This is a genomic window from Candidatus Sulfidibacterium hydrothermale (assembly GCF_020149915.1).
GTDB lineage: Bacteria > Bacteroidota > Bacteroidia > Bacteroidales > F082 > Sulfidibacterium > Sulfidibacterium hydrothermale.
The window spans coordinates 980905-994014 of the sequence record NZ_CP083760.1 but is presented as its reverse complement, the minus strand read 5'-3'; the positions used below and the strand labels follow the sequence as shown (position 1 = coordinate 994014).

Sequence of the window (13110 nt, the reverse complement as noted above, 5' to 3'; positions counted from 1 at the left end):
TATCTTTGCACCCCAATTTAGCATCAATGACTTTAACGCCCAAAATATCCAAACGGAACTTTTATTCGCTGGTTTGGCATTCGGCTTTTCTTGCTTTGTCGAGACCCTTTATGGATACCGACACCGTCATTCCTTCCATGCTGGTGGATGCCGGCGGAACAGCCGTGCAAATTGGTATTATGACGGCCATCATGGTAGGTGGTGCCAGCCTGACCCAGTTGTTTTTTGCGCCGTTTGTCAGTAATTTCCATTACAAAAAAGGATTTCTGCTATTAGGGATTAATTTGCGGGTTATGGCCCTGCTTGGCATGGGGCTGATGCTCTATTTTTCTTCCTTACTGCAACCGCAAATGATCATTTGGCTCATTTTTGTACTGATCACCATTTTTTCTTTCAGCGGGGCATTTGCCAATGTCAGCTACATGGATATTTTTGGCAAATCGGTTTTGCCGGAGTCACGGAAACCTTTTTTCTCTTTACGACAAGCCATCAACGGTGTGGTTTTATTTTTAGCAGCACTGGCTGCCAAGCAGGTTCTTTCGGCCTACGACTATCCGCGAAATTATGCCATCATGTATTTTATCGCCTTCGGAGCGCTGCTTACCGCTTCGCTGGGATTCTGGAACCTGAAAGAGATTATTCCGTCCAAACTGACAGTAAAAGGGCCCAAACATTTTATCCGGCTTGTCCGTACCGAGTTAAAAGACAACCCGCGGTTAAAATATTTTCTCGGTTTTATCAACACCATGGGCGTTAGCATTACCCTGTTGCCATTCATTATCCTTTACGGGAAAGAAGTTTATCACACCCAGGGAGGTTCTACCGGATGGTTTTTACTGGTAAAGATCACCGGCAGCGTTATTACGGCGCTCACCTTGTTTTTCCTGGCCGGGAAATACAAATACCGTTCGCTTTTGTACGGAGGTGCTGTACTGGCTTTTCTTTTACCGCTTCTGATGCTTTTGCCTTTTCACATTCCGGCACTGGCCGTCATTTTCTTCATTGGAGGAATCGTGTATACTTCGTACAGCATTTCAATGAATGGCGTTTTACTGGAAATTTCCGGTACGGAAAACCGTACACTATATACCGGCATTGCCGGTGCAGGCAGTATCTTACCGGCTATTTTTCCACTGGCCGGCGGATGGATTATCAAACACCTGGGATTTCTTCCTTTTTTCGGACTTTTTATGATCCTGGTGCTTTCTTCTCTTTTCTTTATTTACAAGCTTAACTGTAAAAATTAACGGCTACCGGATAATGATTTCTGTTCTCCGGTTGACAGCACGCCCGCGGGCTGTGGCATTGGAGGCCACCGGATGCTGATTACCCAATCCCTTGTATTTTAAACGCGCCCTGTCAATTCCTTTCGAAACGAGATAATCATAAACCACTTTGGCCCGGGCCTGCGACAGTTTCAGATTATAAGCCGGAGATCCGGCATTATCGGTATAACCGACGATCAACACGTCAAGCCGGGGATTCTCTTTTAAAAACCGGACCAACCGGTTCAACTCGGGATAGGCAGAGGCAGACAATACCGCCTGATCAAAAGCAAAACGAATATTTTCAAGCCGCATAACAGCTCCTTTCTTCACCGGTTGGAGGAAAAAAGTCCGGTTTACCGATGTTTCGGCAGGAAATTGTTTAAGGTTTATGTTTTCCGAATAAATCAGATATCCTTTCTTCAGGATATGAAAAGCATAATCGGCACTATCCTGTAACACAACCAAAAACGTACCGTTAACCGGATCAGACATCAAAGAATCCACCGTTTTTCCGGAAGACAAATCGGTAAGTACCACTGCTGCCGACAGTTTTTTCCCGGAAAGGGAATCTTTGACCACCCCTTTCACAAAAAGCACTTTACGAGGCGCCATCTTTTTATAAACCGGAAAAGTATAAATATCATATCCGGTATGCGTTGTATCCCGGTCCGATGACAACCATGCCCGGCGGCCATCAAGACTTACAAAGAGATTAATTTCGTCGGCTTTGGTATTTACAGGATACCCCAGATTGACCGCTTTAGACCAATGGCCGGCAGCATCGAGCCGCGACATATATAAATCATATCCGCCCAAACCCGGACGACCGTTGGAAGAAAAATAAAGCGTTCTTCCATCGGGATGCAGGAATGGGGCCATTTCATTTCCGGAAGTATTGATACTGTCTCCCAAATTAATGGCTTTTCCCCAGCGGCCATCCGGGTTTCGATAGCACATCCAGAGATCGGACCCGCCTTTTCCCCCCGGACGGTTCGATGCAAAAAACAACTTTTTCCCATCTGCCGAAACAACCGCCTGTGCTTCCCACGATGAAGTATTCACATTCCGGTCAAGATGTTCCGGATACAACCATTTTCTTCCCCGTTTGCGGTTCACATAAATATCACAACGGCCATAACCTCCCGGCCACGAGCAACCGGTAAAATACATTGTCCGTCCGTCAACCGATAAACTCATCGCTCCCATATTCAAAGTAGAATCCCAGGGGAAAAGCATTCTTTGTGGCTTTTGCCAAAAACCGGATTTCCAGACCGATGCATAAAAAGTTTCCCGGAATGTTTTCCGTCCATTCTTCAAAAAGAATTTTTTCCGGGTAAAAATCATCTCTGATTGGTTCTCATTCACAAAATTGACATATTCATCAGCTGTTGTATTGATCAGGCTATCCAGCCTGATCAACCGGGTTTTTTCCGGATACTTTTCTGCCTGCAACGCAAAAGCTGCAGCCTGCTGCAAATGCATGGCTTCCGGAAAAACCGGATTATTTTTCAATTGCAAAAAATGACGGATATGCTGCAAGGCCGCTGCATAATCGCCGGTTTTGTATTCTCTTAAAGCCAAAACATAATAAGCCGATGGCCAGGAAACCGAATCAATAGACAATCCTTTCCGGTAACTTTTTATGGATGCCGATAAGTGTTTCCGGGCAGCCAAGATATCACCCTGCAAGAAATAAGCTTTTACAAAATCTGGGCTTCGCTGAAGTACTTTTTCTACCATCTGCGCCGCCTGGTCAAGCCGGTTTTGCTGATAAAATGTTTCAGCCTGCAGAAAAATTTTCCGTGTTTTTTTAGGCACTTCCTGTTGTGCTCTTACCGGCAACAAAAAAACCGGAGAAAAAAGAAAAACCCAAAGAAGAGACAAAACCCGGAACTTTCGCGCCTTATGGAGCAAAAAAGAAACCGCAGCAAAAAAAGGCCGACAAAAGACCGGATATTCCATGTCAGACAAAATCAGTATAGGTAGAAAAGACAAAAGTAACGAAAAGCAAAAGGAAAAACCATTCTTTTTTACGGAATCCCCATGTATTTATGTGCCTGCAGCGAGATGCGCCATTGGGGATGTTCCATCACATAACGGGTCAGGCTTTCCATAATTTTTGGCGCCACACTCCACTCAGGTTGTAAAAAAAGATGGCACTGCGGAGTTACCCGGGCAGCATTTTCTTCGGCCCACAAAAAGTCCGAATCATCCTGAATAATAACCTTCAGCTCGTGGGCGAGAGGAAAAATATCAGCCCGTGGCGGTGAATTTTTCTTGGGAGAAAGACAGATCCAGTCCCATTTGCCGGATAATGGATGTGCACCGGAGGTCTCCACCATGGTTTTTATTCCCTTTTCGCGCAAAGCATCGGTAAAAATATCCAACGGATAAAGCGAAGGCTCACCGCCGGTAACCACCACCGTTTGGGCAGGCACGGCAACCGCTTCTTTTACCACATCTTCAACAGGCACAGGCGGAAAAAGTTTTGCATTCCACGATTCTTTACTATCGCACCACGAACAGCCCACATCACATCCACCGATGCGAACAAAATAAGCCGCACGACCCATGTTAAAACCTTCGCCCTGCAGGGTATAAAACCTCTCCATCACCGGCAGTTTCCGGCCACCGTCCAACACGTCAGTTTCCGGATTTTCCATTCTTTTCTCCGCTTGGCAATTGATTGAGGTCAAAAACATACAAGGTTTGTTTATAAGCCGGCATACGACCTTCAGACGAAAGAAAAACCCGGTTTTTCCCGGCAAAAGCCACCGCTTCAATTTGTGTAGCCTTAGCCCGTAAATTGATCCTTTGTACGTTTCCTGAGAAAAAGTTTGAACCGGAAAAATTGGTCAGCAAAACCAGAAAAGGTTTCCAGGTACCACGGGTGTAACCGGTCAGCAAAACCGTCCGGCTGCCTAAATGATCGGCTCCGGTAATCAGTCCCTGAACATTATACTGCAGCAAAAGACGAGCCGTCCACGTTCCGGGAGTTTTGGGCAAAGCATACAAACGCGTTTGCTGATCCTTCCAGTCTTTGGAAAAAAGATAAAGCGAATCGCCATAAGCCATCAAAGCTTCATCATCAAAGTTGTTCTCTCTTCTGTTTTTTACCGGTCTTTTATAATCCGGATAAGAAAAGGCAATCTTTTCTGCCGGCACCGAGACATCACCATGATCCGGAATGTCTGATTTTTTGACGCGATAAATACAAAGGTTATGACGATTTCCGGAATTATTTCCCATATCGCCGATGTAAATATATTTTTCATCCTGAGAAATATCTTCCCAATCATGATTTACTGCACCAGCAATGGTAATCCGCTGAACAACTTTTCCGGTTGCCGTATCCAGGCGATAAATTACCGGAAGTCCGCCACTGTCATTATGGGTCCAAAGGCTGTTACGCCAAAATATCAATCCCGAAGTTTCATCTACTTCTTTCGGCAGATGACAAACCACTTTCGGTTTGAACTCCTGAGGTACACGATTCTGTGCCGACGCTACCAGCGTCAGGCTTACGAGCAGAAAGGGGATTCCCTTTCTTATAAAAGAAAAAATAAATTGCATTTTAATTGACTTACGAATAAATTTCTTTTTTATGGGCCAACAAGGTGTTTTTCAACAACATGGCAATTGTCATCGGGCCAACGCCTCCTGGTACAGGCGTAATAAACGACGCTTTTTTGGCCACTTCGTTAAAATCAACATCGCCTACCAGACGATACCCTTTTTTGGCTGTAGCATCTTGTAAACGGTGAATGCCCACATCAATCACCACAGCACCTTCTTTTACCATATCAGCCGTAACAAACTGCGGTTTTCCAATGGCCACGATGAGAATATCGGCAGAGCGGGTAATCTCTTCAAGATTTTTGGTACCACTGTGGCAAAGGGTAACCGTAGCATTAGCGTCCTCTGATTTCTGCGAGAGCAGGATACTCATGGGACGCCCCACAATATTGGAACGGCCTAAAACAACCACATGTTTTCCGGCAACCGGAATTTTATAATATTTCAGCAACTCCATAATTCCGGCAGGTGTAGCCGAAAGAAAAGCCGGTTGTCCGAGAACCATTTTCCCCACATTCTCAGGGGTAAAACCATCCACATCTTTGGCCGGATGAATATGCCGGATAATCTTATCCTCATCAATATGCGGAGGCAAAGGAAGTTGCACAATAAAACCATCTATCTCCTCATCGTTATTCAGATAGTCAATTACTTCAAGCAATTCTTTCTCCGTAATATCCGCCGGATAACGATAAGTAGATGACATCATTCCCACGGCATGGGCTGCTTTTTCTTTACTGGCCACATACGTTTCGCTGGCCGGGTCATTCCCCACCAACACAGCAGCAAGATGAGGGCCATCTTCGCCCCGGTCGATTATTTGTGCCACTTCTTTTTTAATCGACTCTTTTACGTCAGCAGCTACCTGACGCCCGTCAATGATAACGGTTTGTTTTTTCTTTGCCATGGTTTGTAATATTTTTAAATGAAAGGTTTACCGGGCTCCTCCCATCATACGCATCATATTTTTTCCACGACCGGTAGTCATTTTTTTCATCATTTTGCTGGTTTCACCAAATTGTTTGATCAGCCGGTTGACTTCCTGTATGGTCGTTCCGCTGCCCCGGGCAATCCGTTTCCGTCGCGAGCCGTTCAGTAAACGCGGGTTAGCCCGTTCTTCCGGCGTCATGGAATGGATGATGGCTTCGATGCTTTTAAATGCATCATCATCAATGTCCAGATCTTTAATGGCTTTCCCCATGCCTGGAATCATCGCCATCAGATCTTTGATGTTTCCCATTTTTTTGATTTGCTGAATTTGTTTCAGGAAATCATCAAAATTGAATTGATTTTTGGCAATTTTCTTTTGCAGCTTCCGGGCTTCTTCTTCATCAAATTGTTCCTGGGCTTTTTCCACCAAGGTAACAATATCACCCATTCCGAGAATCCGGTCGGCCATACGTGTGGGGTGAAACAAGTCCAGGGCATCCATTTTTTCGCCAATCCCCACAAACTTAATGGGCTTTTGCACCACAGAACGAATAGTCAACGCAGCTCCGCCACGGGTATCCCCATCCAACTTAGTCAGTACAACACCGTCAAAATCAAGCCTTTCGTTAAATGCCTTGGCGGTATTTACCGCATCCTGACCGGTCATGGCATCCACCACAAAAAGTGTTTCCGTAGGTTTTACTGCTTCTTTAATGGCCGCAATCTCTTTCATCATTTGCTCATCCACAGCCAAACGACCGGCGGTATCAATAATAACCACGTTCCTTCCGCTCTCACGGGCATGCTTGATGGCATTCTTGGCAATTTTTACCGGATCTTTATTGTCTTCTTCGGTATAAACTTCCACATCAATTTGTTCGCCGAGTACTTTCAACTGCTCAATAGCAGCCGGACGATAAACGTCACCAGCCACCAGCAACGGATGCTTGGATCTTTTGTTTTTCAGGTAATTTGCCAGTTTTGCAGAAAAAGTGGTTTTACCGGAACCTTGCAAACCGGCAATCAGGATCACGGCAGGACTTCCTTTCAGGTTAATGTCCACATGCTCGCCACCCATCAGTTTTGCCAGCTCATCATGAACGATTTTCACCATCAGTTCGCCCGGTTTCACCGCGGTAAGCACATTCTGTCCCAGTGCTTTTTCTTTTACTTCGTTGGTAAACTGCTTGGCAATTTTATAGCTCACATCCGCTTCAATAAGCGCTTTCCGAATCTCTTTCACCGACTCGGCTACGTTAATTTCGGTAATCCGCCCCTGTCCTTTTAATATTTTAAACGAGCGGTCCAGTCTGTCACTTAATCCTTCAAACATAGTGCTTTGATTTAGGTGGGCAAAAGTAATAAATTCTATGGCTTACCGGTAGGAAACAACACGACAAAAGGAAACAAAATCCACAGAGGGAATGCAAATTCTTTTGGGCACCGAACGGGCCTGCCCGGCTGCGTCATTCAAACGGGCTGTCGTTTATACCCTTGGTCAAAAGCCGTATCGGCTAATTCTGTACCCCCCTTCAAAGGAACTCCTGCGGAGTCTGGTGCAGAATTATTCCATTGCCCCGACAAACAAAGGCAAAACCTAATGTGAGAAAAAAGTAAGAAATCCTGTTGCCAATTAGTTTTTATTGGCTCTTTTGCGTTGGGTTTCGTCCAGAATAATTTTACGCAGCCTGAGCGAGCGTGGGGTTACTTCCAGATATTCGTCTTTCCGGATAATTTCCATGTACTCTTCCAGCGAGAATTTTACCGCCGGCGGAATCAACACTTTATTGTCGGAACCGGAAGCCCGCATGTTGGTCAGTTTTTTCCCCTTATTCACATTCACCACAATATCTTTATCACGATTGCTTTCGCCAATCACCTGTCCGGCATACACCTGGTCGTTAGGCGAAATATAAAAACGGCCACGGTCAATCAGTTTCCAAATGGCATAAGCCACCGCTGTACCGGTTTCCATGGAAATCAGCGCCCCGTTGTTACGGGTTTCAAACTCCCCTTTCCAGGGTTCAAACTGTTTAAAACGGTGAGCAATAATGGCTTCGCCTTCGGTAGCCGTTAAAATGGCATTTCGCAATCCGATAATTCCACGTGACGGAATATTAAATTCCAGCATCATCCGGTCGTTTTTAGGCTCCATATTCACAAAATCACCTTTCCGCTGGGTTACCATGTCAATCACCCGGCCGGAAAAATCTTCCGGAACCAAAACCGTCAGTCCTTCAATCGGCTCATTTTTCACCCCGTCAATCTCTTTAATGATTACCCGGGGCTGTCCCAACTGAAACTCATACCCTTCACGGCGCATGGTTTCTACCAAAATAGACAAATGCAAAATGCCACGGCCATATACAAGATACGCATCGGGTGATTCGGTTTCTTCTACCCGCAGTGCCAGGTTTTTTTCCGTTTCGTGAAAAAGACGATCACGCAGATGGCGCGAAGTCACATACTTTCCTTCTTTTCCAAAAAACGGCGAATTATTAATCGTAAACAACATGCTCATGGTCGGCTCATCAATTTTGATGGGAGGCAACCCTTCAGGCTCATCGTAATCGGCCACCGTATCGCCAATTTCAAAGTCGTCCAGTCCCATCAGTGCGATAATGTCACCGGCATACACTTCTCCTTTATACTTTTCTTTTCCCAGGCCTTCAAAACGGTATAATTCTTTAATTCTCGATTTCACAATACTTCCGTCCCGTTTTACCAACGACACATTCATATCGGCTTTCAGCTTGCCGCGAAGCAGCCTGCCCACAGCAATACGTCCGACATAAGACGAATAATCGAGCGAAGTAATTTGCATTTGCGGGGTTCCTTCCACATATTTTGCCGAAGGAATATGTTCCAAAATAACATCCAAAAGATACGAAACATCTGAAGTCGGAGTTTTCCAGTCGGGGCCCATCCATCCTTGTTTGGATGAACCGTAAACTGTAGGAAAGTCGAGTTGTTTTTCGCTGGCTCCCAGATTAAACATCAAATCAAAAACCGCTTCCTGCACTTCTTCAGGGCGACAGTTGGGCTTATCCACTTTATTAATCACCACCACCGGAATAAGGTTCAGGTTAATGGCTTTTTGAAGGACAAACCGGGTTTGAGGCATGGGACCTTCAAAAGCATCCACCACCAACAAAACTCCGTCAGCCATATTCAAGACCCGTTCCACTTCTCCGCCAAAATCAGAGTGCCCCGGAGTATCAATAATATTGATTTTAACGCCTTTATACCGAACCGATACATTCTTTGACAAAATGGTAATGCCTCTTTCCCGCTCCAAATCGTTGTTGTCAAGAATGAGGTTTCCCATATTCTGGTTTTCTCTAAAAAGTTTCACCTGGTAAAGAATCCGGTCAACCAACGTTGTTTTTCCGTGGTCAACGTGTGCTATAATGGCAATGTTTTTGATTTCTTCCATCGTCGTTTATGTGCTAAAAATTTCGGGCTGCAAAGGTACGGGGAATATTAAGACGAATAACCACCTTGACCGGATAACACAAAGAAAGTTATCTTCTTCTTTTTAAAACGATTAAAACCTCCCGGAAATTTGCTGTAAATCTACTTCCAAAACAAAAAACAGATGCTCCGCTCCGCCTTGATCCGCTATCTGGCCAAACCATTCAAAATAAACCGGAACAGATTTCGTTAAAGGGAGATACTCCGGGCAGGAAAAATGAAAAAATCAAAAAAATGTACCTTTGCCCGAATTAAAAATGTCTGTCATGAAAACATCTGTTGATATTAGTTATTATCCGTTGAAAGAGGAATTTATTCCCCCGATAAAAGATTTTATTGATCGTTTGCATCGTTACGAAGGACTGGTGGTAAAGACCAACGGGATGAGCACCCAGGTTTTTGGTGAATATTTCGAGGTAATGAAAGCCATCACCAACGAAATCCATAAAAGTTTTGAACTTCCTCATTCGGTATTCATTTTAAAGATTATTAATACCGATTTAAATCACGTGGTAAAAGAATAAATACAATGGATATACATTATTACCTCCAGCTGCTTTATCAAAATATTATGGATTCGTCGTGGCTGGAGATTGTAGCGGCCGCATTGGGAATTTTGAGTGTATGGTATGCGCGTAAGGCCAACATCCTGGTTTATCCAACAGGAATCGTCAGCGTTTTAATATACGTGTACATTTGTTATAATGCGCAGTTGTATGCCGATATGGGCATCAATGCCTATTACTTCGTTTTCAGCGTGTACGGCTGGATTATGTGGTCAAAAAAAGATGAAAATAAAGAAGAGCTTCCGGTAACCTATTCGGATAAAAAAACATGGATGATCAGCATCGGTGTATTTCTGCTGTCGCTGGTCGTCATTCAGATCCTGTTACGCATTTTTAAAGCCGGCGATACGGTGTACTGGTCTTCTTTTGTTCCTTACACCGATACTTTTACCACAGCAGTCGCCATCGTGGGCATGTGGCTCATGGCGGTCAAAAAAGTGGAAAACTGGTTGTTCTGGATTGCTGCCGACGTTGTTTCCGTTCCGCTATACCTTTACAAAGGACTGGTATTTACCAGTTTGCAATATTTTGTTTTTCTGGTTTTGGCAGTATTGGGTTATTTCGAATGGCGACGCCTGGCCAAAGAAAATCTGGAAATCCATGCTTAAACGGGTTTCCATCACCGGTCCGGAATCTACGGGAAAAACCTGGCTGGCCAGCCAGCTGGCTAAAGAATACCAAACTGTCTGGGTACCCGAGTATGCCCGCGAATATCTTGAAAAAAAAGGGCCGCATTACACTTTAAATGATGTGGAAGCCATTGCTCGGGGACAACTGGAAAAAGAAAACCGGCTGGCCGGTAAAGCCCGCAAATTACTTTTTTGCGATACCGATTTATTGGTTACCAAAGTATGGTGCGAGGTGGTCTTCGGGAAGTGCCCCCATTGGATTGACCAACAATTCCGTCAACACCGGTACGATCTATACCTGCTCTCTTTTCCGGACATTCCGTGGGAGCCGGATCCGTTGCGTGAAAATCCGGATAACCGGGAAGAACTTTTCGGGATCTATCTGGACATCTTGAAGAAAAACGAACTGCCTTTTCGTATTGTAAAAGGACTTGGAAATGTGCGTTTAAAAAATGCCTGTATTTTTGTGGATGAAATGCTGGCATCATGAGCAATAAAAAATCCAGGCTACATATTCTTCATCTGGCCCGGTGGTATCCCAACCGGACCGATCCCATGCCCGGACTTTTTATTCAAAAGCATGCCGAATCTACCGCATTATATGCCGATGCAGCTTTGGTTTATGCTCATGGTCTTCCAGCAAAAACTTCTGTTCCGTTGTACGACGTACAATACGAAGAAAAAAACGGTGTTCGTACCGCCCGGGTTTACTACCGGCTTCCCCGTATCCGGTTGTCTTTTGTCTCTTCCGCCATCGGCTTGTGGCGATTTTACAGAGCCCTGTTTAAAGGCATCAAAAAAGTAAAGCCTGCCGGAGAAAATTTCGATGTCCTTCATGTACATGTGTTGACCCGGCTTGGAATGGTGGCCCTTTTTTACAAATGGCGCCACAACACGCCTTATATCATTACCGAACACTGGACACGTTATTTGCCGGTAAGAAATGAATTTAACGGCTGGTGGCGAAAAAAACTCACCCGGCAGGTCATTAAAAAAGCATCGGTAGTTACCACGGTTTCAAAAGATTTAACCCGAGCCATGAAACAAAGCGGGCTGCCGCATCCCGATTACCGGGTGGTTTACAATGTGGTGGATCCGGTATTCTTCACCACAGAACCTGACAAACAAAAGGATAAAAACAAAGCAATCAAAGAACTGGTTCATGTCAGCTGTTTTACCGATGTACAGAAAAACATCAGCGGGCTGCTTCGGGTGATACAAAAACTTGCGCAGGAAAGAAGCGATTTTCATTTCACCCTGGTAGGTGAAGGTGCTGATCTTGAGCAAATGAAACAGGAAGCTTTAATGCTTAACATTCCGGATAAAGCATTAACCTTTACCGGATTACTGGAAGGAAAAGCACTGGCCGAAACCATGGCGCAAGCCGATGCCCTGGTACTTTTCAGCCATTATGAAAACATGCCGGTGGTGATTAACGAAAGCTTTGTTCTCGGGGTTCCTGTTTTTTCAACCCGTGTGGGAGGAATTGACGAGATGATCAATGAGAACAACGGACGGCTTGTTCCCCGTGGGGATGAAGAAGCGCTTAAAAAAGTTTTGGCCGACTTTTTAGATGGAAAGTTTACTTTTGACAAAAAAAAGATCAAACAATTTGCCCGGCAGCACTTTTCTCCGGAAGCTACCGGACAAATGCTGGTCAAAATTTATCAGGATATTTTGAAAAAAAGAAAATGAATTTAAAAACCGCTATCCGGAAATCGGCCCAAACGCTGGGCACTGCCATTCCCATGATTCTGGGAATACTAATGCTGATCAGCCTGTTCAACACGTTGGTACCGGTTTCTTCCTATCGCATCTTATTTCGGGGCACCGCTTTTGATCCGCTCTTGGGCGCTATACTCGGAAGCGTGGTTGCCGGAAATCCGGTAACCAGTTACATCATCTCCGGTGACTTGCTCCGACAAGGCATCAGTCTGCTTACGGTTACCGCTTTTCTTACGGCATGGGTAACTGTTGGAGTAATACAACTTCCCATAGAAATTCAGTTCTTCGGGAAAAAATTTGCTTTGCTCCGCAACCTGAGTGCTTTCGTTCTCTCACTGGTTGTGGCTGTTTTAACCGTTCTTATACTGTCTATAATATGAAACCCAATCAACCGGTAAAAAATAAACAACAAAAGCCCGGGAAGAAACGCCCGCGAAAAGGCCCGTGGATTTTTTTAGCGGCAACCGGACTTTTATATTTGTTGACAGCTCTTTTCAATAGTGGAAAAGCCCAGGAAGCCGGGGAGCGTTTTATTCACCTGGTCCTGGAAATTGCACCACTCCTTTTGGTTGTCTTTGTTTTGATGACCCTGATCAACCTGTTTCTGAAAACGGAAATCCTGCTGAAATATATGGGAAAAGATTCCGGCATTAAAGGCTGGATCATCTCCATCCTCACCGGAATTTTATCCATTGGTGCCATTTACATGTGGTTTCCTATCCTGAAAACCCTTATGGACAAAGGCGTTAAACCCGGACTAATTGCCGTATTTCTGTACAATCGCGGTATAAAATTAAACTGGTTGCCTTTGATGATGCTTTATTTCGGGATGAAATACGTGATTGTACTGACTTTGGTAACCGTATTGGTTTCCGTATTACAGGGAATCATTCTGGACTTTTTCTTAAAGCCGGGCAAAGATGCTGTTTCAGCGTAATCCCT

13 protein-coding genes are annotated in these 13110 nt (G+C 44.7%); 7 read left to right on the top strand and 6 right to left on the bottom strand.

What is annotated here, in order from left to right:
* The first annotated feature begins 26 nt into the window (after window positions 1–26).
* Window positions 27–1247 (top strand): MFS transporter, encoded by a 1221-nt coding sequence (locus tag LA303_RS03860; protein WP_240526616.1) that lies wholly within the window; start codon window positions 27–29, stop codon window positions 1245–1247.
* A gap of 3 nt (window positions 1248–1250) precedes the next feature.
* On the opposite strand, the gene LA303_RS13520 is transcribed toward LA303_RS03860, so the two are convergent.
* The 6 genes from LA303_RS13520 to typA all read right to left on the bottom strand — a co-directional run bounded on the left by LA303_RS13520 (window position 1251) and on the right by typA (window position 9210).
* Window positions 1251–3152, bottom strand: coding sequence for an OmpA family protein (locus LA303_RS13520; protein WP_317196910.1), 1902 nt, complete (start codon window positions 3150–3152; stop codon window positions 1251–1253).
* Window positions 3153–3298: 146 nt separating this feature from the next.
* Window positions 3299–3931, bottom strand: a complete 633-nt coding sequence (locus tag LA303_RS03850) for a 7-carboxy-7-deazaguanine synthase QueE (protein ID WP_240526615.1) — start codon at window positions 3929–3931, stop codon at window positions 3299–3301.
* Window positions 3912–4841 carry a YncE family protein gene (locus LA303_RS03845; protein WP_240526614.1) on the bottom strand — a complete coding sequence of 310 codons (930 nt, stop codon included), beginning with the start codon at window positions 4839–4841 and terminating at the stop codon, window positions 3912–3914. Before LA303_RS03845 ends, LA303_RS03850 begins: the two co-directional genes overlap by 20 nt.
* A 10-nt stretch (window positions 4842–4851) precedes the next feature.
* Window positions 4852–5751 carry a bifunctional methylenetetrahydrofolate dehydrogenase/methenyltetrahydrofolate cyclohydrolase FolD gene (gene folD, locus LA303_RS03840; RefSeq protein ID WP_240526613.1) on the bottom strand — a complete coding sequence of 300 codons (900 nt, stop codon included), beginning with the start codon at window positions 5749–5751 and terminating at the stop codon, window positions 4852–4854.
* Between the two features lie 27 nt (window positions 5752–5778).
* Window positions 5779–7107: a signal recognition particle protein gene (gene ffh, locus LA303_RS03835; protein ID WP_240526612.1), complete on the bottom strand. Its 1329-nt coding sequence runs from the start codon at window positions 7105–7107 to the stop codon at window positions 5779–5781.
* Between the two features lie 300 nt (window positions 7108–7407).
* Window positions 7408–9210 (bottom strand): translational GTPase TypA, encoded by a 1803-nt coding sequence (gene typA / locus LA303_RS03830; RefSeq protein ID WP_240526611.1) that lies wholly within the window; start codon window positions 9208–9210, stop codon window positions 7408–7410.
* Window positions 9211–9514: 304 nt separating this feature from the next.
* Here typA and LA303_RS03825 point away from each other — a divergent pair, with 304 nt between their 5' ends.
* The 6 genes from LA303_RS03825 to LA303_RS03800 are packed head-to-tail and all read left to right on the top strand — an operon-like array spanning window position 9515 to window position 13105.
* Window positions 9515–9772, top strand: coding sequence for a hypothetical protein (locus LA303_RS03825; protein ID WP_240526610.1), 258 nt, complete (start codon window positions 9515–9517; stop codon window positions 9770–9772).
* A 5-nt stretch (window positions 9773–9777) separates the two neighbouring features.
* Window positions 9778–10422: a nicotinamide riboside transporter PnuC gene (gene pnuC / locus LA303_RS03820; protein WP_240526609.1), complete on the top strand. Its 645-nt coding sequence runs from the start codon at window positions 9778–9780 to the stop codon at window positions 10420–10422.
* Complete coding sequence (locus LA303_RS03815) at window positions 10415–10933, top strand: AAA family ATPase (protein WP_240526608.1); 519 nt, start codon at window positions 10415–10417, stop codon at window positions 10931–10933. The genes pnuC and LA303_RS03815 overlap by 8 nt, the downstream gene beginning before the upstream one ends.
* Window positions 10930–12138 (top strand): glycosyltransferase, encoded by a 1209-nt coding sequence (locus tag LA303_RS03810; RefSeq protein ID WP_240526607.1) that lies wholly within the window; start codon window positions 10930–10932, stop codon window positions 12136–12138. Before LA303_RS03815 ends, LA303_RS03810 begins: the two co-directional genes overlap by 4 nt.
* On the top strand, window positions 12135–12548 hold the full coding sequence (locus LA303_RS03805; RefSeq protein ID WP_240526606.1) for a hypothetical protein: 414 nt from the start codon (window positions 12135–12137) through the stop codon (window positions 12546–12548). Before LA303_RS03810 ends, LA303_RS03805 begins: the two co-directional genes overlap by 4 nt.
* A complete protein-coding gene (locus tag LA303_RS03800; protein WP_240526605.1) occupies window positions 12545–13105 on the top strand; it encodes a permease in 561 nt (186 codons plus the stop codon). Before LA303_RS03805 ends, LA303_RS03800 begins: the two co-directional genes overlap by 4 nt.
* The last annotated feature ends 5 nt before the right edge of the window (window positions 13106–13110 follow it).